Origin of the sequence: Mesorhizobium sp. M6A.T.Ce.TU.002.03.1.1, from assembly GCF_003997275.1 — a bacterium.
Taxonomy (GTDB): Bacteria; Pseudomonadota; Alphaproteobacteria; order Rhizobiales; family Rhizobiaceae; genus Mesorhizobium; species Mesorhizobium mediterraneum.
The window spans coordinates 45,312-70,392 of record NZ_RZTI01000005.1 but is presented as its reverse complement, the minus strand read 5'-3'; the positions used below and the strand labels follow the sequence as shown (position 1 = coordinate 70,392).

Below are 25,081 nucleotides of genomic sequence, written 5' to 3'. Positions count from 1 at the left end.
GTGGAAGCCATGGCGGAACCAGCGGCCGATCCGTCGCTTATCTACGGGAAATTCCGTGGAGAGGACATGCTGGACAAATCCGGGTCGTCGCCTGGCCGGTCGGCTAGCAGGAAGGTTGCTCCAGGGGCGCCGACAAATGGGTCGCAAGCCTCTGCCGATCGAGCCTCACTCACCTACATCACTGACGCCGAGCCCGGTATCCGCCGTCTGAGGGTTGGCAAGGGATTTTCATACAAAGGGCCTGACGGGCAGGGCGTCGACGAGGACACTTTGGCCCGCATCAAGGCGCTCGCCATTCCACCGGCGTGGACAGATGTGTGGATTTCGCCCGTTGCTGACGGTCACATCCAGGCGACCGGCCGGGACCAGCGCGGACGCAAGCAATATCGCTACCATGCGCTGTGGGCGGAGGAGCGTGACGGCGTAAAATATTCGAGCCTGGTTGCCTTTGCAGAAAGCCTGCCTGAGCTGCGACGCCAGATCGATGCCGATCTGCGCCGTCACGGCCTGCCGCTGGAGCGGGTTGTCGCTGCTGTGGTCTGGCTGCTCGACAACACGATGATCCGCGTCGGCAATGCCGCCTATGCTCGCGATAACAACAGCTTTGGGCTGACCACGCTGCGCGACCGCCATGTCGACATCAATGGCTCGAGCCTGCGTTTCGCTTTCAAAGGCAAGTCCGGCAAGGAATGGAAGCTGAAGCTCGTCGATCGCCGGATTGCCAGGATCGTGCGCGGGGCGCAGGACCTGCCGGGCCAAAAGCTGTTCCAGTATCTCGACGAGGACGGAAGCAGGCGACCGATCCGCTCCGATGACGTCAACCGCTACATCAGGGAGATGGCAGAGGCCGATTTCAGCTCCAAGCATTTCCGAACCTGGGGCGGCACCATCCATGCTGCGTCACTGTTTGCGCAAACCGGACGACCCGAAAGCCAGGCACAACAGAAGCGGGTGATGAACGGCCTCATCGACAAGGTCGCCGAGCGGCTGGGCAACACGCGCGCCATCTGCCGCAGATGCTATATCCACCCGCAAGTTTTCGATGCCTGGTCCGAAGGACGGCTGCTCAGCGAAATAGCGGATGCGAACAAGCGGAAACGATCGATACCCGGCCTTGATGACGAAGAGGCTCTCGTACTGAGATGGCTGAAGGCGCAGGAAAGCTGAACTGGACAGAGCAGCCGCAGTTTCGTGATCCGTGCAGGACGTAATTTTTTGTCGACGTCATGTCGGGATAGGTCCTAGTGTTTCGTCCTTTGACAGAGAAAAGGACCACCCATGCTCTACGCGATCCTCTGCTATGCCTCCGAAGACGTCGTCTGCTCCTGGAGCAAGGAGCAAGATGACGCTGTCATGGAAAAACTCCTCGGCGTGCAGGAAAAATACGCCAAAGCCGGCCGGCTTGGGCCCGTGGCGCGGTTGCTGCCGACGACCGCTGCGACAACGCTGCGGAAGGTCAAGGGCGAAGCGGTCGTCATCGACGGACCATTTGCCGAAACCAAGGAACAATTCCTCGGTTTCTACACGCTCGAATGCGCCGATCTCGACGAGGCGGTCGACTTTGCGCGCGAGCTTTCCGAGGTCAACCCGAGCGGCGGCTCCTACGAGATACGGCCGGTTTCGCTCTTCAATCCCGCCAAGATTTCCGCATGACCGATCTTACCTGGATCAGCACGGCGATCAGTACCGCCCGCCCACAGGCGATGGGCGCGCTGCTGCGCTACTTCCGCGATCTCGATGCGGCGGAGGAAGCTTTCCAGGACGCTTGCCTGCGAGCTCTGAAGAACTGGCCGACAAACGGCCCGCCGCGCGATCCGGCAGCCTGGCTGATCTTTGTCGGGCGCAACAGCGGCATCGACGCGGTGCGCAAGCGCGCCAAGCAGGCGCCGCTGCCGGAGGAAGACCAGATCTCCGATCTGGAGGATGCCGAGACCGACATCGCCGAACGGCTGGACGGCGCGCACTACCGCGACGACATCTTGCGGTTGCTGTTCATCTGCTGTCATCCCGACCTGCCGGCGACGCAGCAGATCGCTGTGGCATTGCGCATCGTCTCCGGCCTGAGCGTCAAGCAGATCGCCCGCGCCTTCCTCGTCGGCGAAAGCGCCATGGAGCAGCGCATCACCCGCGCCAAGGCGCGCATTGCGGATGCCGGCGTGCCATTCGAGACGCCCGGTGCGGTCGAGCGCTCGGAACGGCTCGCCGCCGTCGCCGCCATGGTCTATCTGATCTTCAACGAAGGCTATTCGACCAACAGCGGTGAGGCTCCCGCCCGCGCCCCGCTTTGCGAAGAGGCGATCCGGCTGGCCAGGCTGCTGCTGCGGCTGTTCCAGACCGAGCCGGAGATCATGGGCCTGACGGCGCTGCTGCTGCTCCAGCATGCGCGTGCGCCGGCGCGCTTCGACGAGAGCGGCGAGATCGTGCTGCTCGAGGACCAGGACCGCAGCCTGTGGAGCCGCAAGATGATCGACGAGGGGCTAGCGCTGGTCGACAAGGCATTGCGCCACCAGAAGCCCGGTCCCTACCAGGTGCAGGCGGCGATCGCTGCCCTGCATGCGCGGGCGGCAAGGCCAGAGGATACGGACTGGAACGAGATCGACCTGCTCTATAGCCTGCTTGAACAGATGCAGCCGTCGCCGGTGGTGACGCTCAATCGCGCCGTCGCGGTCGCCAAGGTGCGCGGGCCGGAAGCGGCACTTGCCATGATCGAGCCGCTGGAACAGAGGCTTTCCGGCTATTTCCATTTCTTCGGCCTCAAGGGCGGCCTGTTGATGCAGCTTGGTCGTGGCGAGGAGGCGCGCATCGCCTTCGACCGTGCCATCGCGCTTGCCAACACGGCAGCCGAGGCCGCGCATATCCGCATGCATATCGACCGGTTGATGGAGGAAGGCGCCGCGCGGGGAACCGCGCAGACAGAGCGCTGAATGACTCGCTGGTTCAACGGTCCGACCTTGGCTTAGACCATGCCGGGGTGGAGATTTTTCCCTGAAACGAGTAATGCCACGCCTTGACAGCGCCTGATGTGCCGATCGGCACAGGGACGGCATGGCACAAGGCTTTAACCGACGCCACATGAGCGACGGCATCTGAAAGGGACAGAGAATGACGATTGCGAAGGAAACAGCCGGGCTACTGGCGAAACTGGGTGTTGCCGAGGCCGCGCTTTCGGGCGGTGATCTAATCGTGCGCAGCCCGGTCACGGGCGAGCAGATTGCCGCGCTGAAGACGATCTCGCCGGCCGATGCGGCAAAGACCATCGACAAGGCCCATATGGCCTTCCAGGCGTGGCGTCTGGTGCCAGGGCCGAAACGCGGCGAACTGGTGCGGCTGCTCGGCGAGGAACTGCGCGCACACAAGGCCGAGCTTGGCCGGCTGGTGTCGATCGAGGTCGGCAAGATCCCGTCCGAAGGGCTCGGCGAAGTGCAGGAGATGATCGACATCTGCGATTTCGCCGTCGGCCTCTCCCGGCAATTGTACGGCCTGACCATCGCCACCGAGCGGCCCGGCCATCGCATGATGGAAACCTGGCATCCGCTGGGTGTCGTCGGCGTCATCTCCGCTTTCAATTTCCCGGTCGCGGTGTGGTCGTGGAACGCGGCACTGGCGCTGGTCTGCGGCGACGCGGTGGTGTGGAAACCGTCGGAAAAGACGCCGCTGACGGCGCTCGCCTGCGAGGCGATCTTCAAGCGTGCGGCAGAACGTTTCGGCGATGCTCCGGAAGGCCTGACGTCGGTGCTGATCGGCGACCGCGCCGTCGGCGAAATCCTGGTCGATCATCCCAAGGTGCCGCTGGTTTCGGCCACCGGCTCGACCCGCATGGGCAGGGATGTCGGTCCGCGGCTGGCGAAGCGCTTTGCCCGCGCCGTGCTGGAGCTCGGCGGCAACAATGCCGGCATCGTCTGCCCGACGGCCGATCTCGACATGGCCTTGCGCGCCATCGCCTTCGGCGCCATGGGCACGGCCGGCCAGCGCTGCACGACGCTGCGGCGCCTGTTCGTGCATGACAGCGTCTATGATGCCTTGGTTCCGCGCCTGAAGAAGGCCTATGAAAGCGTCTCGGTCGGCAATCCGCTGGAGACATCAGCGCTGGTCGGACCGTTGATCGACAAGGCAGCATATGATGCCATGCAGAAGGCATTGCAGGAGGCGGCTTCGCACGGCGGCAAGGTGACCGGCGGCACGCGGGTGGAGAACGGCCATCCCGACGCCTATTACGTGCATCCGGCGCTGGTCGAGATGCCCAAGCAGGTCTCACCGGTTACCGAAGAAACCTTCGCGCCGATCCTCTATGTGATGAAGTACTCGGATTTCGACGCCGTGCTCGACGAGCACAATGCGGTCGGCGCGGGGCTGTCGTCGTCGATCTTCACCCGCGACTTGCAGGAATCCGAGCGCTTCCTCGGCGTCGACGGGTCCGACTGCGGTATCGCCAACGTCAACATAGGCACATCGGGGGCTGAGATCGGCGGTGCCTTCGGTGGCGAGAAGGAGACCGGCGGCGGCCGTGAATCCGGCTCCGATGCCTGGAAGGCCTATATGCGGCGCGCCACCAACACGGTGAACTATTCCAAGGCGCTGCCGCTGGCCCAAGGCGTATCCTTCGACATCGACTGAGAACTCCGATCGTGGCGGTCGCAATGGCCGCCACGATCGCCATGTTGCTCTCTATTCCGGGGTTCCTGGATTGTGAAAGCAATTCTGGAAGGCCGCATCGATGATCGCGAGCTTCACGGCCTGGGCGGTCATGTATTCCTGATAGAAATGGTTCGACACCCACATGACCGAATGGCCCCGCTGACCCAGCCAGCCGATGCTGCCGAGGTTTTCGGCGTCGCGCAATTTGCGTGAAAGATGGGTGCGGGAAAGCTTGAGCCAGTTTGCGAAGTCTCCGATCGAGACAATGCCGGTCGGAATTCGGTCGAGGCCGGCATGGTCGGGATCGACGCCGGACATCAGCCAATCCATGACGACGCCGCCATTGTTAAGCCAGGTGAACAGGGAAAAGGTCTGTTTCGGCTCGCGCACGGCGTGGGACGAAAGCAGGCCATCCGCCACCAGCGGCTGCAATCTGGCAAGCGCGTCCGGTCTCGCGGCGAATTTGGTCAGTCGACTTCCGCCGTCGAGACTGTCCAGCGTTCTCAGATGGGCAAAGACCCATCCGGCGAGCGTTTCCAGAGTGGTCGCAGCCGGCTGCAGGGGGCGGACCCTTCTGTCTCTATTCGTCGACAGATCACGAATGAAATTGTAGTGCAGCATCTCCTTTATGAAAGCGTCGGCGGTGTTGCGGCTGGCCACCGAACAGCGGTGTATCATGTCGATGAAACGTGTGGTCGTCAGTCCGGTGCGATCGTCATGTGGTTGCCGTCTGAAGTGCAAGGCAAGACCGATGTGAGCCATCAGCCAGCGCTGCTGCGTAGCGAACACGGAAGCGAGCCGCGGGTTGGCTTCGTAGGTCTGGAGCAGCATTTGCGACTGAGCCCTGAAATGCCGGACGGCAGGCAATATCTTCCAAGTTTAGCGCCATCCTCGCCGAGCCCAATCAAGCCTTCCAATGGCGAACACCGATCACGGCTTCAGCCTTCACGGCTATGTCCAGAGGCTGGCGGATAACTGCCATATAGCGCAAAAAGTTGCCAACCGTTATGGCTGTCACGCTAAAACTGATACGCGGGCCGTGAGCACTTTTAATCGGCGCTGGTGGCTCTATGCAGCGGCTGACGTGGCCCACAGTATGCCGTTGAAACGTCATCTGTGCCCACCCATATACGGATCGCGTCGGATGTTTTCCTCCCATTGCGTCCGGCGCGTTCCCCTCTGGAGGTTTTGAACCTTCATGCTTGGCCGGACTTTAACAGTCCGGCCTTTTTTCTATCGGCCCTGTGAAGCGGGCGCGTAGGGATACGGCAACGGTAGCTGCCATTCTGTCAGGAAATCCGCTAGGCTCGCCTGGTTTGCGAGACGGCGAGAGATGCCCGACCTGAAGCAGATGCCCGATATGAAACAAATGAGATTGCTCGGCATCGTGGCCGCGACGGCGATCGGTCTGTATGTCTGCTATCTCCTGGCGTTGCCTTTTTTGCCTGCACTGACCTGGGCGCTGGTGTTGGCAATCATTCTTTATCCGGCCCATCGGCGGGTCGAGGAAAGGCTCAGGAATCGAAACCTGGCTGCACTGATATCGGTGAGCGTCGCGGCGGTTGCCGTGGGCCTGCCGCTCATCTTCGTGGCACAGCAGCTTGTTAGCGAGGCGGTAAACGGCGCTACCTATCTGGAGGAAGTCATCCGGGGTTGGAACGCAGACGGCTTTATGTCGAACTATCCCAGGCTTTCGGCCGTTGCCCAGTGGATCGAGAACCAAGTCGATCCGGCAGGTACGGTCGCCGCATTTGTACAATGGCTGACGGGACAAAGCACATCGCTGTTGCGCGGCTCGATCAATCAGGCCGTGATGTTCGTGCTGACATTCTATCTGCTGTTCTATTTCCTGCGGGACCGCGAACCCGCTCTACAGGGGATCGAGGGTCTCTCGCCCCTGCGTGCACCGGAGACGGCATACATGCTGTCCCGCCTTGCCGAGACGGTACATGCGATCCTGATAGGCACCGTGTTTGTCGCCGCTGTGCAGGGAACGCTGGGCGGCCTGATGTTCTGGTGGCTCGGCCTGCCAACTCCGGTCTTCTGGGGTCTGGTAATGGGACTTCTTGCCATCGTGCCAGTGCTCGGCGCATTCGTGATCTGGGTGCCGGCAGCGATCTATCTCGCGCTGGAAGGGGCTTGGGCGAGCGCGGCGATACTGACCATCTGGGGCGGCGTCATCGTCGCCGGCATCGACAATCTGCTCTATCCGATGCTTGTCGGGAGCCGGCTGCGGCTCCACACGGTGGTGACCTTTATCGGCGCGGTCGGTGGCATCGTTCTCTTTGGAGCATCCGGGCTCGTCCTTGGCCCTGCGGTGATCGCGGTCACCATCAGCCTCATTGACATCCTCAAGAAACGATTGAACGACCAACCCGAGGCGGAACCGGCGTCAAAGCGCGACACGAAGCCATCACGTCAGTCCGGAGCCGCGCCTAGTCGTGAGTAGGCACCGCCGCGCGCGACCAGTTCATCATGCGGACCTTGTTCGACGATGCCCGTTTCGGCGACCACGACGATGCGATCGGCATTGCGGATCGTCGCCAGCCGGTGCGCGATCACCAGGGTCGTCCGGCCCTGCGCAAGTTCTGCCAGCGACTGCTGGATCTCCCGCTCGGTCTGCGTGTCGAGCGCCGACGTCGCCTCGTCCAGGATGAGGATTGTCGGGTTCTTCAGGAACATACGCGCGATTGCTAGGCGCTGCTTCTGACCACCCGACAGTTTTACGCCACGCTCGCCAATGATCGTATCGAGGCCTTCCGGCAGGGAAGCGATGAGCTCGTGGAGGCGCGCGCGGCGCGCGGCCTCGACGATCTCGCTTTCGACCGCGTCCAGCCGGCCATAGGCGATGTTCTCGCGGATCGTGCCGCCAAACAGGAACACGTCCTGCTGCACGATACCGATCTGGCCGCGCAACGAGGCCAGCGTCATGTCGCGGATATCCAAACCGTCGATTGTGATGGCGCCGCTGTCGACCTCGTAAAAACGCGGCAGTAGTGAGCACAGGGTCGTCTTGCCGGCGCCTGACGGCCCGACGAAGGCGATGGTCTGTCCTGCTGTTATGTCAAGATCGATGTTCTTCAAAACCGCCCGTTCGCCGCTATAGCCGAAGGTGACATCGCGGTAGCTGATGTCACCTCGGAGTGTCGGTGCATCAACCGCGCCAGGCCGATCCGCGATGTCGGGCTCGGTGTCGAGGAGAGCCGCATAGCGGCGAAATCCGGCGATGCCTTTCGGATAGGTTTCAATCACCGAATTGATCTTGTCGATCGGCCGGAAGAACACATTGACCAGGAGCAGGAAGCCAACGAAACCGCCACTGGAAAGTTCGCCACGCAGCACGAGATAGCTTCCGGCGATCATTACCACCAGCTGGATCAACCGCATGCTCATATAGCTCAGCGATGTGCTGGCAGCCATGATGCGATAGGCATCGAGCTTGGTCTTGCGGTAGCTGGCATTGTCACGCGCGAAAAGATTACGCTCGTGGTCTTCATTGGCGAAAGCCTGCACCACCCGCATGCCGCCGACATTCTCCTCGATGCGAACGTTGAAATCGCCGACCCGCCCGTAAAGCGCCTGCCAGTTGCGCGTCATGCGCGCGCCATAGCGGCTTGTCACCCAGGCGACGAGCGGCACAATTGCCGCCGTAATCAGTGCAAGCTGCGGATTGACCAGGAACATCAGCGCGAAGGCGCCAAGGAAAGTCATGATCGCGATGAACAGGTCTTCCGGGCCATGATGGGCGACCTCGCCGATTTCCTCCAGGTCCTTGGTGACGCGGGCGATGAGGTGGCCGGTCTTATGGTTGTCATAGAAGCGGAAGGAGAGCTTCTGCAGGTGATCGAAGCTCTTCCGGCGCATCTCGGTCTCGATGTTGATACCGAGCATATGACCCCAGTAAACCACGACCGCCATCAGTCCGGTGTTCAACACATAGATGGCAAGCAGGCCGGCCGACGCAGCAAGGATCAGCAGCCATTGCTGAGTTGGCAACAGTTCGTCGACGAACACCTTGACCGCCATCGGGAACCCGAGTTCCAGCATGCCAGACAGAACCGCACAGCAGAAATCCAGGATGAACAGACCCTTCCAGGGGCGGTAGTAGGAGAAAAATCTAAGAAGCATTGGAACCGCTTTTCTGGCTCGAAGGTCTGGACTGCCAGGAGCATGGCTATGCGAGGGTGTCAATTCCGGCATTCTCGAAAGGGCGGGACATAACGGTGCAAGCGGCCGACGCCGGCGCATCGACCGAGCCGGATCGCATCGATGTGACGATGGACGGTGATGACGCAGGCAAAAGCAGCGCCTGACGGCTTACGGCGCTCTGATCGGACGAACGGGATTGGATTTGGATTCTAGACCCAAAGACTTGGAAGACCGTATCGCTCGCGAAGGGTGCGGCTACCCCCAGCGTCGAAAACGTCCGAACGCTCCAGCAAAGGCATCACATCGTCGATGAAGCTTTGCAGGTCACCGGGCATGACGGGCGCCATGACGTTGAAACCGTCGGCCGCTCCGCCCTCGAACCATTGCTGCATCGTGTCGGCGACATCGCGGCCATTTCCGACGGCAAGCAGATGACCGCGGCCAGCTGCGAGGCGCATGAGCAACTGGCCCAGTGTCAGCCTCTCCCGCATTGCGATTCCGACCAGCACGCCGACGCGGCTCTGGCTGGACTGGTTCGGCTGTGCGCTCGACAGGGGCGGCAGCGGCGCGTCGATATCGGCATCGGTTAGATCCTCGCCAAGGAATTCGCCGAGTTTGGCAAGGACGTGATCGGTGACTGTAGAGCCGTTCAGCTCAGCTAGCCGCTCTTCGGCTGCTTGCCTGGTATGAGCGACGATCGGCACGATCCCCGGAAAGACCAAGATCGTGTCCGGATCACGCCCGACGGCGGCCGCTCGTGATTTGATGTCGCGATAGAAGTCCTGCGCTTCCGTCAGCGTCGCCTGTACGGTGAATACGATGTCGGCGTAACGAGCGGCGAAGGCGCGACCAGTTTCCGACGAGCCGGCCTGTGCCAGGATCGGTCGACCTTGAGGCGATCGCGGTACGTTGAGCGGGCCAGCGGTGCGCACGAACGGACCGGCGTGATCGACTGACCGGACTTTGTCGGGATCGAAGTATCGCCCGGCGGCCTTGTCCGGCTTCCTCGCATCGGGAGCCCAACTCTCCCAGAGCGCTATGGCTGCGTCGACCACGTCGGTTGCGCGGGCATAACGTTCGTAATGCTCCGGCATGGCTTCCAGTCCGAAATTGCGGGCCTCGAGCACGTTGGACGAGGTGACGATGTTCCAGCCCGCACGGCCTTTGCTGATGTGGTCGAGAGAGGCGAAGCGCCGGGCCAGGTGGAAAGGGTGATCGAAGCTGGTCGATGCAGTTCCGATCAGTCCGATCCTGCTGGTGACGGCAGCGAGCGCCGACAGGATGACCAGCGGATCCATGGCGTCGGAAAGATGCCGATCAGCGCCGCTCTGCAAGGCCAGCACGTCGCCGAGGAACAAAGCGTCGAAATCGGCAGCCTCTGCGCGGCGAGCGATATCGACCCAATAGTCGAGGCTGGTCGAGGCTAGCGGGTTGCTTTCGGGCATGCGCCAGCCGGCCTCGTGACTGCCGAGGCCGAAGATCACGGCATTGAGATGCATGCGCCGCGGCGGGCTCATTTTTCGCCGGCCAGATAGGCGTTGCTGTAATAGGCCGCGAAATCGGGTCGTTCGCTGACCGGGTTCCCATCGCCGTCGCGCAGGGCTCCGGCCTTGAACAGATAGTCGCCGATAGCCCCCATCTTTGCGGGATCGATCGTGCCGATCGTGCCGGTGGGGCTTTGCAGGTAGTGGCCATCGACCAGCGCCTTCAGTGATGCCTCGATCAGCGGACGGTCGGTCAGCACGTCGCTGTTTGCAGCGATCAGCATGTTAGCCGCTTCTTGCGGATGTTCGACGGCGAAGGCGTAGCCGCGCCTGGTCGCGGCGATGAACGCGGTTGCCGTGTCCTTGTTCTTTTCCAGGTAGGCTCGGCTCGAGCCAATGAAATTGGTGTGTTGGTCGGGCACGCCGAAATCCGCGTAGCGGAAGGCGCGCTGGGCCTTGCCGTCAAGTTCCGCTTTGATCCCCTCCCAAGTGTAGACTTCGAGCGTAAAATCGACTGCGCCATTGGCCAAGGCCTCATAGGCGGAGGTGCCCAGCGTCACCGTTTCGAATTTGCCCTCGCCGCCGTCATGGCGGATGATGGTGCCGATCAGCGCATTCTCCCAGGCACTGCCGAAACCGCCATAGGTCAGGCCGTCCAGGTCCCTGGGGGACTTTATATCGGCGCGGTCGGCATTGAACACCAGCCTGCCGGTTTCCGTCTGCATGATGGCGTAGGTGGCGACGAGGTCGGCGCCGGCCGTGCGTTGGGTGAACAATCCTATGGATCCCAGTATACCGAAATCGGCCACGTGGTTGGCGATCAGCGTACCGGCCGCAGTGTCGGTGTAGGGCAGGATCTGCACGTCGAGCCCGGCCTCGGTGTAGAAGCCTTTCGCCTGGGCGACATAGAGCCCGACATGGTTTGTGTTCGGCGTCCAGTCGAGTGCGACGGTGACAGTCTGCTGGGCGGAGACGGATGTGACGGGTCCGAGCCCGGTGATCAATGCGGCAGCGATGAAGAGGCGTCTTGAAAGCATGGTCATGTCCTTTGGGCGAGCTGTGGATCGAGAAGGGTATCGAGGATGTCGGCTTCGATGGCGCTGGCTTCCGGCGAGGCAAGATCCTTGCGCGGGCGCGGAAGAGGTATGGCCACTTCGCGCAGCACGCGGGCCGGGCGGCCACTCAGCACGTAGATGCGATCGGACAGGAAGACCGCCTCACGGACATCGTGGGTGATCAACAGGACGGTCCAGCGGTGTCGGTCCCACATCGTCTGAATCCAGCGCTGCATGCCGGTGCGCGTGAGGGCGTCGAGTGCGCCGAACGGTTCGTCGAGCAACAGCATGGCGCGGTCCTGCACGACGGTACGCAACAGCGCGGAGCGCTGGCGCATTCCGCCCGAGAGCTGTGCGGGATACTTATGCTCGAAGCCCGCAAGGCCGAATTCGCCGAAGAGCGGCGCCACCTTGCCGCGCGCCGCCCTGCGGGACATGCCTTGCACTTCCAGGCCGAGCGCGGTGTTGTCGATAACTGTGCGCCAGGGCATCAGGGCATCGTGCTGCGGCATGAAGGCAAACGGTCGGCGCGCGTCGGCCAGTGGCCGCCCGTCGAAGTCGATGCCGCCGTCGTGGCCTTCGAGACTGCCCGTCAGCAACCTGAAGATCGTGGATTTGCCGGCTCCGGAGGGGCCGAGGATTGAAACGAATTCGCCCGGCTCGACATGCAGGGTGATGCTGGCAAGCACGTCGACATCGCCAATACTTTTGCTGACTTGGCGCAATTCCAGCCGCCTGCTCATGATTTTCGCACGGCATCGAGCCGCTCCCATGGCATGGCGGCGCGCTGGATCAGCACAGTGGCGGCAAACAGGGCCAGCGTGAGCAAGGCGCTGACCAGCACGGCCGCGAGCACGAGATCGGGCCGGAAATTGTTCTTGGCGTTGAGCATGTAGATGCCGAGCCCTTTGGCCGCGCCGGCATATTCCGCGAAGATGGCGCCGACCACGGCATAGGTGATCGAGATGCGCAGTCCGGCGAAGAAATAGGGCAGCGAGGAGGGCAGGCGGGCCAGCAGGAAAATGCGCATGCGGGAAGCGCCCATCGAACTCAGAAGCGCCGAGATATCCCGATCCGTCGATTCATAACCCTGCACCAGCGCGACCAGCATGGGAAAGAAAGTCACGAGCGCGACCAGCATGGTCTTCGGCGTCAGCCCGAAGCCGAACCAAAGAACGACCAGCGGGGCGATCGCCACCAGCGGCAGGGTCTGACTGATAATGAACACCGGGAACAGGGCGCGGCGCAGCGGCTTGAAGAAGTCGATCAGCACCGAAAGGATGAAGGCAACGGCCAATGAGCACGCGAAACCCGCCAATGTGGCGCTGATCGTCGGCACGGTGTTGTCGAACAGCGCCTGGCGCTGCTGGATGGCCTGGGCGAGGACTCGTGACGGCGCGGGCAGCGTGGTGGGCGAGATGCCCGAGATGCGCGCATAGAGCTCCCAAGCCAGAACCAGCGTGCCGACCGATAGCAAGGCCGGTCCGACCTTGGCGAACAAGGCTGCGATTCGCGGCGCGGCGGAGAAAGACTGGGACATGCGAGACCTCCGGCGCGAAAGATCAGCGCGGGGTCGGGCTGTTGGCCGAGACCGTGAGGTCGATCGTGACATGGCCCTCGAGCGGGCCCACGAAATCGCCGGACATCGGAAAAAGAAAAATCTGTGCGCCAGAAAACATCGCCCGCCTCGCTCCGCTGGTATTATCCAGATCAGCTCTAGGGTTTACGGGCTTGCAGCCCATCTCTCAGCCCCGACGATACGGAGCACCCCTGTGGATGGCGGCAATTAAACAGATAAAGGGTGGAGCTGCAAGCCTGCGTCCGGCCAGTGAAACCTCACGTCAGAGGAGGTTGCGGTTCCAGCAGGGACATTTGAGCAAAACAGAAACCGGCATCCTGTCGGGATTGGGAAAGGCGTCGGTCGAGCGGATCGTTTTCCGTTCGTCGTCACCATTATCGATGCCACGCGTTTGATGAATTGTGGAAGCGTGAAGATATAATTGCATACGTTGTAGGCAGCGGGTTTCTCTATCGCCAATTGTGACCCCGCGCCTTATCGGAGAGTCAAATGCAAGAATTCATTCTTTTTGCGATTGTGGGGTTTGTAGCCCAAGCTGTGGACGGGGCTCTCGGCATGGCCTACGGCGTGGTTTCCTCGACAACCCTACTGGGGTTTGGCGTGTCTCCTGCACACGCTTCGGCGTCAGTTCACGCAGCTGAACTGTTTACCACCGCAGCCTCAGGTTCGGCTCACCTCTATCACCGCAACATTGACTGGAAGCTTTTCTGGCGGCTGATGCCATTTGGCGTGCTCGGCGGCGTTCTCGGCGCTTTTGTTCTCACCTCGTTCGAGGGAGCCATCATGAAACCATATGTGACCACATACCTTGCGCTTGTCGGAGCTTGGCTCCTGTTCCGTTCATTCCGGCGGATCCCAAGCAATCCGGTCCCTGCAGGCGTGGTACCTCCTCTTGGACTTGGTGGTGGATTTCTCGATGCCGCAGGGGGCGGCGGATGGGGACCCATCGTAACGACGGGCCTTCTCGGTTTTGGCGGCACGCCCCGCTACGTTATTGGCACGGTCAATGCCAGCGAGTTCCTCATCACGTTGTCGGTGTCTCTGACCTTCTTGTTTGCGTTACTAACGGGCCATTGGGAGGAGGCAGGAGAGCTAACGGAAAATCTACTCTCCGTTGCCGGCTTGATCGTTGGCGGCGTAGTCGCAGCGCCGATGGCCGGATTGGTAGTGAAGTCAATCGCAGAAAAGACGCTTCTCAGACTCGTTGGCGTTGTCATCATGCTGCTGGCAGGTTGGCAAACCGCGGAACTCTTCGAATTGGTGTAATCACGTCGTGAAACTTCACTCCATGACACGGAGACTATCGAGTTCTACGCATCACCCCCGCTTCTCTGGCGGCCGCGCCGGAGACAAACTCCATTCCCAAATGGAACGAAGAGGCCCCGTTGTTGTTTGGGGTCCTTGGACAACCGGAGGCTGAGTGGATGAAAAAATTGCTTGCAACAACAGGATTGGCGCTGGCGGTCGCGATGCCTGCAGCGGCTCAGGACACCGCGACCGCGAAAGCCGAATTCGTCAACATGGCTGGCGAGAAGAACGGAACGGCCACGCTGACCGAGACGGCGCAGGGTGTGCTGATAGCGTTGGACGTAACAGGACTGCCGGCGGGTGAATGGGTCGCGTTCCATGTTCATGAAACCGGAAAGTGCGACCATCAGACCGGCCATGACTCGGCAGGTGGGCACTTCAATCCGACGAATGCCGAACATGGATATCTCACTGGAAAAGGCCCGCACGCGGGCGACATGCCAAATCAGCGGGTCGGCGCCGACGGCGTTTTGCGTGCCCAGGCTTTCAACAGCATGGTCAAACTGGACGGTGGAGAAACGGCAATACGAGGCAAGGCATTGATGATCCACGGCGGACAGGACGACTATAAAAGCCAGCCTGCCGGTGATGCCGGAAATCGTCAGGCCTGCGCCGTGATCGAATGAGAAACCCAGCGATGAGTAGAGATCCGTCCGACATATGATCTGACCGGCCCTTCAGCCTCGGCGGCCAAGTAGTGGTACATGGTCGGAGCCTCTGGCATGAGGACAAACCAGACGATAAGCTCGTGCGCCTGCCGAGGAATTGACGACAGCCATCGCGCCGAAATTGGCCTTTATTTTCGCGACTGCTGGATGATTGCATGAACGAAACCTCTCCTATGGGCTTGTCCTCCACGGGTCTTGCCCAGTCAGCCATTTCCGCCCGCGGCCTTGTCAAAACGTTCGGCAAGCTGCGCGCCGTCGATGGTGTCGATCTGGATGTGCCGCGCGGCATGATTTTCGCCATCCTGGGCCCGAACGGCGCCGATCACCGCACCGGTTTTCGTGGCACCGGGTAAGATAATCGCGGCGCTGAACATCGCTGCCCCGGAAAACCGGGTGCCGGAAGAGCGCATAGGCGAACTGGGCGACATGGTGGCGCGGGCCGCCCATCGGATTTCCGCCGCCCTTGGCTTTCGCTCGCCGGCTGCCAATGAGATAGCGAGTTGAACTGGTGCCAAACATCACGCGACCTCCTCGGCAGATTGCGACGAGGGGTGTATCTCCGGAACGGTGAAAACCGGCACCTCGCCCTTGAAGCCTTGGAGTTCGAACGCACCCGCCTGCACAACCGGCATTGATGCTCCCTGCGCAAATCCGGGACCAAGCACCAGAGGAATCCTCAGCTTTTTGGTCGTTGACTCGAGCCGTGCCGCGCGGTTCACCGGCGAGCCGATCGCGGTGTAGTCGAAGCGCCGTTCGGAGCCGAAATTCCCTACGGAGCAGACGCCAGTCTCGATGGCGACGCCGATTTCGATAGGGGGGTGCCCGCGCGCGGTGAACGTGGCGTTTTCGCGCTCCACCCGTTCGATCAGGGCAAGCCCCGCCTCGAGCGCGCGCTCGCGATGATCTGGCTGATCAAGCGGCGCGTTCCAGAAAGCTAGCACGGCATCGCCCATGAACTTATCGATGGTCCCGTCGCGCTTGAGTATCTCATCGGTCGCAAGGCCGAGAAAGTGATTGACCACCTTTCCGATTTCTTGGGCACCGAGTTGTTCGCTCATCGTCGTGAAGCCGCGTATGTCACTCAGCAGGATTGTGATCTCGCGCTTCTCTCCGGACAGGATCGCTTCGGTATCCGAATTTGCGAGGCGCTGCACCACGGAGGGCGACAGATATTGGGAGAACTGCCGTGCCAGGGTGGACCGACGCTGCTCGCTGCGCCTGTAGAGGACATAGCCTTCGAAGCCAGCTACAAGCATCGTCGCAAGCGCCGGCTGCAGTGGGTCATAGAGCGCACCCTGCAGGCTGTATTCGAGAGCGCCGAACGCGAAGGGCGTGGCAGCCAGGAGCGCCAGAGCGAGGGCGCCAAGCAAGACACGCTGGGCGAGAACTCCCGAAAGTCCGATGAAAACGATGCCACTGAGCACCAACCACAGCCGCTCCAGCGTACGCGCTTGCGTTGGCTCTACAAGATAGCGCCCGGCAAGCATCTGGCCGATTGCATCAGCGTGGATGTCCACGCCTGGTCGCGCCGGACGCGTCGGGGTGGGCAGATACTGGGTCAGTCCCACGGCCGACAGATCAACAATAGCGATGGCGTTCCGCAGCAGCGGATCGCCGCGGCCCGAAAGAATATCACTGGCAGATATGCGCGGCGTATTGGTGTCGCTTTCCCAGAGGCGGATGCTGCCCTGCGGCTCGAGTGGCACAATGGTGCCGCCTATCCTGAGTGCGTCAAACCCGGCGGCATTCATCCGAGCCACGTAGCCGTTCTCTCCGGCGTAGAGGCGCAGGAGTTCGAGCGCGAAGGACGGCCAGAGCTGCACGCCTTGAGCCGTATTTCGGAGCCAGAGCAGCGGCACATGGCGTAATGCGCCGTCGGGATCGGGCAAAGTGCGAATTACGCCGAGGCCTGCAGCGGCGCTCGAGAAATCCGCAAGCGAGCCTGTCAGACCGGTGAAGCCAGGAAGCGTCTCGGGTACTTGCCCGACGATCGACCAGCCGGCTTTGGGCTCTGTTTCTGAAACCGTCGCCTCATTGCCCAGACTGACGGCGAGCGCCGTTCGATGTTTCGCCAGTGCGCTCGCGAGGCGCTTGTCTCCGGCGATACCATCAGGAGAGATGTCAGCCTCGGGCAGCACCAGCGCAAGCCCGATCACCGCGGCACCGGACTCGGCGACACCGTCGACCAGATCGGCCAAAAGGCCACGGTTCCAGGGCCATCGCCCATATGCCTTAAGGCTCGCGTCGTCTATCGAGACTATGACAACAGGATTGCTCGTCGCCTCGCGCGGGGCGAGGAACTGGTAGAAGTCATACGTACGCTCGCGCAGGCGCGATAGCGGCCCGTCGAAAGCAAAATGGCAAGCGAGCAGCAAGAGTACGACCGCAAGACCCGGAAGCTTGCGCCGGGCAGCCCGCCGCCAATCAGCCAAGGGGCTCATGCCGGCCGGCCGGGCCTACCGGCAGTCGGGATAGCAGTCATCCTCATCCACCCCGCTGCCTACAGGGGGCGCTGGGCTGTCAGGGAACTCCATGGCCACGCCGGGCAATGCGCCGTCGGTGGACTTGCAGGCCTTGAGCGAGTTGCCGAGTGCTGACGCACAAATCGCGTTTACGTCCAGCCCCGGACCCGGTTTGCCTGGGAGGCCGGTGCCGGCTATCCGCTCGATGCTGTCCAATATCGGGAAGGCGTCGATACCGCCGTAGCCGGTCAGCAGTTTGTCATTGTCCGACGTGCAGGCGTGGCCCGGGTTTGTGACCACGAGCTTGCGGCCATTCATCATGCAGGTCATGCGGCCGGCGCGCAGTATGCCTACGGTCTGACCAGCTATCACAAGCACTTCAATGATGCCGCCTCTGGCTCCGAGCACCATGTGTGGCGTCGCAACTCGCATGTCGCCGCCCTTCGAAACCTGACCGCCGTAGAAACGGGCCAGGCCGCTGTTCATCCTGATGTCGATCTTTCCTGATCGGGACCCCGGATTGTAGACGAATTCATCGATCGTCAGGCTGGTGTTCGGACCAATCTTGGCGCTCGACTCGTCCCGGAACACGAGCATTCCGAGACCGGTGACATTGCTACGCAGGTGGTCGCCGAGTTCGACGCCAGCGCCGACGTTCATCGCCTCGCCGTCATTACGGATGATGTTGGTCTGGTAGGCCGTCATGGACCCGACCGTTTCAGCGACAGATGGTGCCGCAAAGGCAAGGCAGGCGATACAAGTGGCTATCTGACGATACAGGGTCCTCATCGCGGCCTCTTTCAGTTGAGCGTCAACGTGTAGCTCACGAGCAATTCGAATGAATTCCGGTCGCCGCTAGCGATATCGAAGTCGGTTTCGCGATAGGCGAGGTCGACACTGACCTTCTGCCAATCAGTGAGCTGAAAATCGCTTTCCGAGGCAATGCGCCAGAAGTCACTTTCTATGTTCGTGCCGATGCCGACGGACAAGTCGGGAGTGTCGCTGTGGCCGGCCGAGACGGCGACCTGGTGAGACCATACGAACAGGTCCGGTACTTCCATCAGTACGCCGCCGTAGCGGACCTCTCCCATATAGCTGCGGCCGATTTCGCCAGATCCGGAGGCGAAGTCATTCGAGCCGACCAGGCGCAGTCCGAGCGCCTGGCCATTGCGGAAGCGGTAGCTGCCGCCTGCCTCATAGAAGACCCTGCTATCGGCGAAGATGCCTTTCGAGCCGCTTAGATCGATGTAGCCAGCACCTGCGAAAAGCGTCGTCTCGACTGTGGGGCGAACGAGAAAGCGTCCACTGAGGCCGACGCCGGTCTCGTGGACATCGTTGTCGAAGCGATCTGTAACGGTAAACGCGGAAAGTAGCAGCCGCAGGGAATCGATCCCGCTGTTGGGCAGCCCCTTGTCCAGGGTAATGGCGGCGTTACCGTGGATAAAAGTCTCCTCGGCACCGGGAACCGACAGGTCTTCTGTGAAAAAGCGCTGTGTCGCCGTCAACGAGCCCGAGAGGACAAGTGCATCAGCACTTGGCGTGCCGAGATCCCACCGGACAAAGCCGTCCGCCCGCCCATAGGGCGAGACCAAGGTGCGGTCGTCTTCGGCCCCGCCCGGCTCAAAATCGGTGGATGCGCTGAACATGCCGCCAGTCAGAGCGAGTTCCCAGGTGACGCCAAGTAACGCGCGCTCGATGCGGGCGAGCAGGCGAACGGCGTCCAGCTGCTCATCCGCGGGCAGGTCCCCGACCTCGAGGCCGTACTGCACCTGCCGCCGGGCCAATTCATAGGATCCGACATAATAGTACAATCGGCTGGCCGCGAGGCGCGCGCGCGCATCGCGAGGATATTTGATCAGATACTGCTCGATCGACGAGATCGCCTGATCGTACTGCCCTGCGTTGACGGCAACTGTGACGAATTGAGCTAGCGTCCCGTTGTCGGTCGGATTGGCAACGCGGGCCGAAAACGCATCGTCGTAGGCCGGATAGAGACCTTGTGCGCCGGCCGGCAATATGCCGGCACAGAGCAGCGCCGCGGCGAAGCCGAAGATCATTGAAAACGAGGAATGCATGCCGAGAACCCCACCCAACCCGACTAGTGCAGCGGATCTAGCACGCCTGCACGAAAAAAAGCGACGGAACTGTCACGAGATCTCCGAGTCTTCAGTAGCTGTTGCAGCTGCGCAACAAACTATCGGGTTCATTCGCATTTCGCCTACGCTGGTTGGTCAAACATCTTCTCAGCGTTGCTGGACTTTGATTAAGTATTCGCTACAAACGGCAACTAAGCCAAATCATAATGAGCCGTGGATTGCGCAGCCGACAAGATCAATATTGTTTGCGCGATTCTGCACGTATCTGGTCGCCGCTTGACGCATCAGGGTCGCATGCAGCTCATCCGAAGGTCTTCCGCCGCGTTGCGCAAGCGCTCGGAGAGCTGGCGGGCGATGCTTCTCAGGACGGCCTGCGTAAATGTGCGCCACTACAGCACGAGCGTAGTGGCAAGCCCCAGCATCAGGCCCATGCCTACAATATCGGTAACCGTGGTAAGGAAGATCGCGGAAGCCACGGCCGGATCGGCGCCGACCCGCCGCAGGCCCAACGGGATCAGCACGCCGGAGATCCCGGACATGAGGCACGATCCGGACATTGCGAGCAGGATCACAAGCGCCAGCATGGGCGCCTGGGCTGCCGACTCCGGTTGCCGCGACGCGTAGAACCACATGGCCGCGGCCGCCACGAGACCGACGAGCACGCCGTTGGCGATCCCGAGCACCCCCTCCCTCAGCACCAGGTGCAGCTTTGGTCGTTTGTCCACATCCCCTAAGGCGAGACCACGCAACGTTATGGCCAGTGCCTGGCAGCCGGTGTTTCCGCTTTGCCCGGCCAGCACCGGGAGGAACGCCGCCAAAGCGACGATCTTCTCGATCGTGCCTGTGAACGACCCGACCACGAAAGCGGCTATGAAGGCCGTCAGCAGGTTGAGCTGCAGCCACGGATGACGTTTCAAGAAGGCTGAAACCAGGGGCGTGAAAGAACGCTCCTCCTTCTGGACACCCACCATCTGGCCAGGCTGGGCAGAAATCTCGATGATTTGCTGCTCGAACAGCCGCCAGCCGCGAACCTGCCCGAGCAGCCGGTTCTCCACGTTCACCACGGGATAGACGGGGTAGTGACGGCGTACCGCCGCCGTGCAGGCTTCACCCAAAGGCATATCGACGTGAAGGGCGAACGGTTTCGGCAGCATGATCTGATCGACCGTGGCGGCCGGTTCGCTCAGCATCAGATCGCGCAGGACCACCAGGCCAACGAGTTTGTCGCCCGCGTCCGTGATGTAGAGGTAAGTCAACTCGGTCGGCACCTGCGCGCGCCTGACGGCCTCGACCGCGGCGGCTACCGTCGTTCCGACAGGAACGCTGGCGGGGATCGGGTCCATCAGCTCGATGACAGACCCGGGGAACGCGATATCCTTGCCGTCGCCATAAGGCGTGACAGGCCTCATATGCGATGGCAAATGCTCCGCCACCTTCCGGGCGTGCCTATCCGGCAACAACTTCAATAGGTCCCGGATGAACTCGGGAGACTCTCGGGCAAGCAATTCGGCCGCGTCGTCAGGTGCTCGAGCACGCAGCGTGCGCACCCACTTCTCAACGTCGTTCTCTTGCCTCATCTGTGCCCCCAACCTCTAATGTTCCGCCTCTGAACGTGTAGACGGGAGCGGTTCGCCCGCTCTGCCGTGGCGCGCAGTGCCCCAGCGCCTCGATCCGGAAATCTTCGCCTTCTCAGGGCGCAGAGTAGACCGGACCCAAACAATCTGAGCCATTGCGTGGGTGCATACAAGCGGGCTGTAACGTCAGCGTGTCGCCAAGAGAATTTTCGGTTGCCGAACTCGCCCGTCGCTTCGTGGGCTCTGCGAGCATCAACGAAGTAAGGTCGGCAATGGGCCGTGGTGGCCCTGCTCATTGGGGTGCGCTCAGCCCGACAATTCGCCGTGTGAACGGCCGTGATTCAACCTGGGAAGATTGTGAAACCGCCATCGACGCGGATGACCTGCCCGTTGATGAAGCGCGCGCGCGGACCGGCGAGGAAGGCCACCGCTTCGGCGATCTCTTCGGGCTCCGCATACCGGTTTAGCGATTTCTTACTCGAATCCATGCGCTCCGGATCGACCACGCGACTTGCTTGGAATCGTGCCGTCTTGGTGGCGCCGGGGCTCACCGCATTGATGCGCACGCCATCGTCAATCAATTCCTTGGCGAGGCAACGCGTATAATGGACGACGGCCGCCTTAAGCGTGGAGTAGACCACCTCCGGCGAGCATCCGATATGCGCTGCCGCCGAGGCTATGTTGATCACCGAGCCTGAGCCGCGCTTGACCATAGGCGGAATGAATGCCTGGCAGACCAGCATCGTGCCGATGAGATTGTTCTCGGTCAGCACCTTGATGTCGTCATAGTCGATGTCGAGCGCGTTGTTGGGACTGGGCTTTACTCCCTTGGCGCCGATGTCGCCGCCGGCGCAGTTGACCAGAACGTGCACATCGCCGAGGTCCGCCTCGATCTTCCGCTTCATTTCGGCGACGGCTTGCTTGTCGCCGATGTTGCCCGTGACCGCGGTCACCCGTGTCCCATGCTTTTCCAAACCCCTTGCGGATTCGCCGAGGTCTGCGAATTCGCCATATTGGGATGGCCGGGTCCAATCGAGATCGTGGATCGCGACGTTTGCGCCAAGCTCGGCCAGGCGTTCGGCCATCACGCGGCCGAGGCCGCGTCCTGAGCCGGTCACGAAGGCAGTCAGGCCGCTGAGTTCTCGGGCAGTCATGCTGATTTCTCCATTGCAATGAAATCGAGCTTCTTCATGTTGGCGGCGCTGCGCCGGATCATGTCGAGCTCATACGAAACGAGCGCGCCGTCATCGCCGCGCTCCCATGGCGTCCGGTAGTCGGCATCGTCCGCAAGGCGGTTCACGTGCGCAGCACTCAGGCAGGCCGCGAACTCGCGCGCAGTCTTCGGCGGATATCCGTTCCACCAGTCGTCGGTAAGACAGCGAACGTGGCGGGCCTCCAGCGCGCCCGGCTCGAGCACGGCCGTCAGCGTGTCGTGGTGCTCGGCGAGGATGGCTGCCAGTTCGGCGAATGGCACGGCGCCGTCGCCGATCGCGCAGCGGACCAGACGGTAGCCCTCATCCGTGAACTGCACGCGATAGTCCTTGAGGTGGACATGGCGGACATGCGGCGCGATCCGCCGCGTGAAGGCAAGCGGTGCCTCGCCGACTGGGAACGTGTTGCCTGTATCGTAGGTGATGCCGACACCGGGCCCGCCGAGCTCGCAGAACGCGACCAGTTCATCGCTGCCGAAGTCCTGATGGTTCTCGATGCCGAGCACCCGGCCCTCAGCCGCCGCACGCGGCCCCCATTCCGTCAAGGCAGCGCGGATCGTCGCATTGAACTCGCTCCACTTCTGGCCGCATGCGTTGCGGTCGCCACACAGGACGGGGGTCAGCGCGATACGGATCGTTGTCGCCTCGAGCAGGCGCGCCGCCCGAAACGCATTATCCAGGGGACCGGCCACGATAAGACCGCCGCTCACCACCGGGACGATGTCACGCGCGGCCAGACGCCTGCGCAGATCGACGACCTCGGCGTCCGGCAAGTCGGTCAACCACGGTTCATAGATCTCGAGCGTGCGTGCGCCCAGTTCCTGCGCGAGCGCCATGAAGCCTTCCAGCCCCGCCCCATCCGGATTGTGCCGCGGCGTGCCGCGACCCTGTAGGCCGAGATAGTAGGTCAGTCCGTAAGGATTGAGGCCGAGACGAAGCATCAGCGTGACAGTCCCGTTGAAAGATGTGGAAGCGATCGCATCAGCGCAGACCCGCATCGACGGCGATGGACTGCTTGGTGATCATGCGGCTGTCATCCGCCGCAAGGAAGAGCACGGTCCGTGCAATCTCCTCGCCCAGGAGGACGCGGCGGATCAATTGTCGCTGCACGGTCTGGTCGATTGCGTCCTGCGTCTTGAACCACAGCTCACGCTGCCGCTCGGTGATGACAGCGCCCGGTTCGACTGCGTTGACGCGGATGTTGTCAGGTCCGAACGACCGCGCCAGTGCGCGGGTCAGGGCCACCACAGCGCCCTTGGCGGTGGCATAGGCCACCATCTGGTCCGCGCCGAAACGCCAGGCGATGGAAGAGAAGTTTATGATCGAGCCGAAGCCGAGTTCCTTCATATGCGGATGCACCGCTTGTGCGGCGAAGAAGTGATGCCGGAGATTGACGTCGAAGCTGCGGTCCCAATATTCTGACGTCACCGCATCAACGGGATGGCGCTGATCATCGGCAGCATTGTTCACCAGGACGGCGACCGGACCAAGCCGCGCGCGCACGCTTTCAACCGACGCCTGCAGCGCAGTGACGTCGGTCACATCGCAATGAAGGTACAACGGGGCCTGCCTGGCGGTACCACCAAGCTCACGCACCAACGCCTCCGCGGGTCCATCCTGCACATCGAGAAAGCCCACACGCGCGCCATTCGAGACGAAGGCGCGGACCATATCGGCCCCGATCCCGGAGGCGCCGCCGGAGATCAGCACGACGCGATCGGTCAAGCTCGGGTAAGTCGCGAATTGCATGGACATCAGATCACAGAAGCGCCTTGGTTGTTGGATCGAACAGACAGGCGCGCGACATGTCGATGCCAAGCGTTATCGTCTCGCCCATGACGGGAGCCTCATCCGGCTCGAAACGGCCAGTGATCTCCAGATCACCCAGCCTGAGGACGGCAAGCGTCTCGGCCCCGGTCGGCTCGACCACTTCGACCGGCGCCTGCATGGACTCCACAGCAGGTTTCCGCGACTTCAGGTCCGTCGTGAAACGGTAGATGTGTTCTGGCCGAACACCGAGCACTACGTCTTCTGGCGCGCCGGCGGGCAGCGGAGCGGCAAGCGTGAGAGTAGCGTCGCTGCCGTCGGCGGCGCGCACCGCGATGCTGGTTGAGCCCGTAAGCCTGGCGGGGATGAAATTCATCGCCGGCGATCCCATGAAACCGGCCACGAATATGTTGGTCGGCCGGTCATAGATCTGCTTCGGCGTGTCGAACTGCTGCACCGAGCCTTGGTTCATCACCGCGATGCGGGACGCGAGCGTCATCGCCTCGACCTGATCGTGGGTGACGTAGACCGTGGTCTTGCCGACGCGGTGGTGAAGCTTCTTGATTTCGGTGCGCATGTCGACGCGCAGCTTGGCGTCGAGATTGGACAGGGGCTCATCGAACAGAAACAGCTTCGGGTCGCGTACGAGGGCGCGCCCCATCGCAACGCGCTGCCGCTGGCCGCCTGAAAGCTGGCCGGGCTTGCGTTTGAGCAACTGCTCGATCTGCAGGAGTGCGGCAACCCGCTTTACCGCTTCCTCTTGCGCCGCTTTGGGCACGCCCCGGCTTTCCATGCCGAAGGTGATGTTCTCGCGCACCGTCATCGTGGGATAGAGGGCGTATGACTGGAACACCATCGCTATGTCGCGGTCCTTGGGCTGCACGGAGTTCACCAGCCGGTCGCCGATCCAGATCTCGCCCGACGTGACGGTTTCCAAGCCGGCGATCATGGCGAGCAAGGTTGACTTGCCGCAGCCGGAGGGGCCGACGAGGGCGACGAATTCTCCGGTCTGCGCCTCGAGATTGATGCCGGCCAGAATCTCGAGCCCGCCATAGCTCTTGTGAAGGTTGCGGATGGTCAGTGTGGACACGGG

The 25,081-nt window shown here is 61.9% G+C and carries 21 protein-coding genes, 1 pseudogene and 1 riboswitch; of the genes and pseudogenes, 8 read left to right on the top strand and 14 right to left on the bottom strand.

Annotated elements, in window-relative coordinates; all coding sequences use genetic code 11:
- Positions 1-66: 66 nt before the first annotated feature.
- The 4 genes from EOC93_RS03115 to EOC93_RS03100 all read left to right on the top strand — a co-directional run bounded on the left by EOC93_RS03115 (position 67) and on the right by EOC93_RS03100 (position 4,614).
- A complete protein-coding gene (locus EOC93_RS03115) occupies positions 67-1,167 on the top strand; it encodes a DNA topoisomerase IB (protein ID WP_127203815.1) in 1,101 nt (366 codons plus the stop codon).
- 111 nt (positions 1,168-1,278) lie between these two features.
- Positions 1,279-1,653, top strand: coding sequence for a YciI family protein (locus EOC93_RS03110; protein WP_127203814.1), 375 nt, complete (start codon positions 1,279-1,281; stop codon positions 1,651-1,653).
- Positions 1,650-2,924, top strand: a complete 1,275-nt coding sequence (locus EOC93_RS03105; RefSeq protein ID WP_127203813.1) for an RNA polymerase sigma factor — start codon at positions 1,650-1,652, stop codon at positions 2,922-2,924. The genes EOC93_RS03110 and EOC93_RS03105 overlap by 4 nt, the downstream gene beginning before the upstream one ends.
- Positions 2,925-3,102: 178 nt before the next feature.
- Positions 3,103-4,614, top strand: coding sequence for an aldehyde dehydrogenase family protein (locus EOC93_RS03100; protein ID WP_127203812.1), 1,512 nt, complete (start codon positions 3,103-3,105; stop codon positions 4,612-4,614).
- A gap of 51 nt (positions 4,615-4,665) precedes the next feature.
- Here EOC93_RS03100 and EOC93_RS03095 read toward each other — a convergent pair.
- A pseudogene (locus EOC93_RS03095) lies at positions 4,666-5,524 on the bottom strand (hypothetical protein).
- 444 nt (positions 5,525-5,968) lie between these two features.
- Here EOC93_RS03095 and EOC93_RS03090 point away from each other — a divergent pair.
- Positions 5,969-7,084 carry an AI-2E family transporter gene (locus EOC93_RS03090; protein WP_127203811.1) on the top strand — a complete coding sequence of 372 codons (1,116 nt, stop codon included), beginning with the start codon at positions 5,969-5,971 and terminating at the stop codon, positions 7,082-7,084.
- Here the strand turns inward: EOC93_RS03090 and EOC93_RS03085 are convergent.
- The 5 genes from EOC93_RS03085 to EOC93_RS03065 form a co-directional block, all read right to left on the bottom strand.
- On the bottom strand, positions 7,054-8,763 hold the full coding sequence (locus EOC93_RS03085; protein ID WP_127203810.1) for an ABC transporter ATP-binding protein: 1,710 nt from the start codon (positions 8,761-8,763) through the stop codon (positions 7,054-7,056). The genes EOC93_RS03090 and EOC93_RS03085 overlap by 31 nt on opposite strands.
- A 230-nt stretch (positions 8,764-8,993) precedes the next feature.
- Positions 8,994-10,301 (bottom strand): LLM class flavin-dependent oxidoreductase, encoded by a 1,308-nt coding sequence (locus EOC93_RS03080; protein ID WP_127203809.1) that lies wholly within the window; start codon positions 10,299-10,301, stop codon positions 8,994-8,996.
- Positions 10,298-11,311, bottom strand: coding sequence for an ABC transporter substrate-binding protein (locus tag EOC93_RS03075; protein WP_127203808.1), 1,014 nt, complete (start codon positions 11,309-11,311; stop codon positions 10,298-10,300). Before EOC93_RS03075 ends, EOC93_RS03080 begins: the two co-directional genes overlap by 4 nt.
- Positions 11,308-12,066 carry an ABC transporter ATP-binding protein gene (locus EOC93_RS03070; protein ID WP_127203807.1) on the bottom strand — a complete coding sequence of 253 codons (759 nt, stop codon included), beginning with the start codon at positions 12,064-12,066 and terminating at the stop codon, positions 11,308-11,310. Before EOC93_RS03070 ends, EOC93_RS03075 begins: the two co-directional genes overlap by 4 nt.
- Positions 12,063-12,863: an ABC transporter permease gene (locus EOC93_RS03065; protein WP_164759024.1), complete on the bottom strand. Its 801-nt coding sequence runs from the start codon at positions 12,861-12,863 to the stop codon at positions 12,063-12,065. Before EOC93_RS03065 ends, EOC93_RS03070 begins: the two co-directional genes overlap by 4 nt.
- Before the next feature lie 129 nt (positions 12,864-12,992).
- A riboswitch (TPP riboswitch) is annotated at positions 12,993-13,105 on the bottom strand.
- 286 nt (positions 13,106-13,391) lie between these two features.
- On the opposite strand from EOC93_RS03065, the gene EOC93_RS03060 reads away from it, so the two are divergent.
- The 3 genes from EOC93_RS03060 (at position 13,392) to EOC93_RS03050 (ending at position 15,231) form a co-directional block, all read left to right on the top strand.
- The gene (locus EOC93_RS03060) at positions 13,392-14,168 is read left to right on the top strand and encodes a sulfite exporter TauE/SafE family protein (protein ID WP_095484119.1); all 777 of its coding nucleotides are present in this window, start codon (positions 13,392-13,394) and stop codon (positions 14,166-14,168) included.
- Positions 14,169-14,326: 158 nt separating this feature from the next.
- Positions 14,327-14,836: a superoxide dismutase family protein gene (locus EOC93_RS03055; protein ID WP_127203806.1), complete on the top strand. Its 510-nt coding sequence runs from the start codon at positions 14,327-14,329 to the stop codon at positions 14,834-14,836.
- A gap of 197 nt (positions 14,837-15,033) precedes the next feature.
- A complete protein-coding gene (locus EOC93_RS03050; protein WP_245461347.1) occupies positions 15,034-15,231 on the top strand; it encodes a hypothetical protein in 198 nt (65 codons plus the stop codon).
- A 165-nt stretch (positions 15,232-15,396) separates the two neighbouring features.
- On the opposite strand, the gene EOC93_RS03040 is transcribed toward EOC93_RS03050, so the two are convergent.
- From EOC93_RS03040 to ugpC, 8 genes are all read right to left on the bottom strand, one after another.
- A complete protein-coding gene (locus tag EOC93_RS03040; RefSeq protein WP_127203805.1) occupies positions 15,397-17,319 on the bottom strand; it encodes an adenylate/guanylate cyclase domain-containing protein in 1,923 nt (640 codons plus the stop codon).
- A gap of 15 nt (positions 17,320-17,334) precedes the next feature.
- Entirely contained in the window at positions 17,335-18,045 is a 711-nt protein-coding gene (locus tag EOC93_RS03035; RefSeq protein WP_164547127.1) for a FecR domain-containing protein, read from the bottom strand.
- 95 nt (positions 18,046-18,140) lie between these two features.
- Positions 18,141-19,397: a tetratricopeptide repeat protein gene (locus tag EOC93_RS03030; protein ID WP_127203804.1), complete on the bottom strand. Its 1,257-nt coding sequence runs from the start codon at positions 19,395-19,397 to the stop codon at positions 18,141-18,143.
- A 428-nt stretch (positions 19,398-19,825) separates the two neighbouring features.
- The gene (locus tag EOC93_RS03025; RefSeq protein ID WP_127203803.1) at positions 19,826-21,013 is read right to left on the bottom strand and encodes a magnesium transporter; all 1,188 of its coding nucleotides are present in this window, start codon (positions 21,011-21,013) and stop codon (positions 19,826-19,828) included.
- Between the two features lie 338 nt (positions 21,014-21,351).
- Entirely contained in the window at positions 21,352-22,164 is an 813-nt protein-coding gene (locus EOC93_RS03020; protein ID WP_095484126.1) for an SDR family oxidoreductase, read from the bottom strand.
- Positions 22,161-23,162, bottom strand: a complete 1,002-nt coding sequence (locus EOC93_RS03015) for a sugar phosphate isomerase/epimerase family protein (protein WP_095484247.1) — start codon at positions 23,160-23,162, stop codon at positions 22,161-22,163. Before EOC93_RS03015 ends, EOC93_RS03020 begins: the two co-directional genes overlap by 4 nt.
- Positions 23,163-23,202: 40 nt before the next feature.
- The gene (locus EOC93_RS03010; protein WP_127203802.1) at positions 23,203-23,970 is read right to left on the bottom strand and encodes an SDR family oxidoreductase; all 768 of its coding nucleotides are present in this window, start codon (positions 23,968-23,970) and stop codon (positions 23,203-23,205) included.
- Positions 23,971-23,980: 10 nt separating this feature from the next.
- The gene (ugpC, locus tag EOC93_RS03005; protein ID WP_127203801.1) at positions 23,981-25,078 is read right to left on the bottom strand and encodes a sn-glycerol-3-phosphate ABC transporter ATP-binding protein UgpC; all 1,098 of its coding nucleotides are present in this window, start codon (positions 25,076-25,078) and stop codon (positions 23,981-23,983) included.
- Positions 25,079-25,081 lie beyond the last annotated feature (3 nt).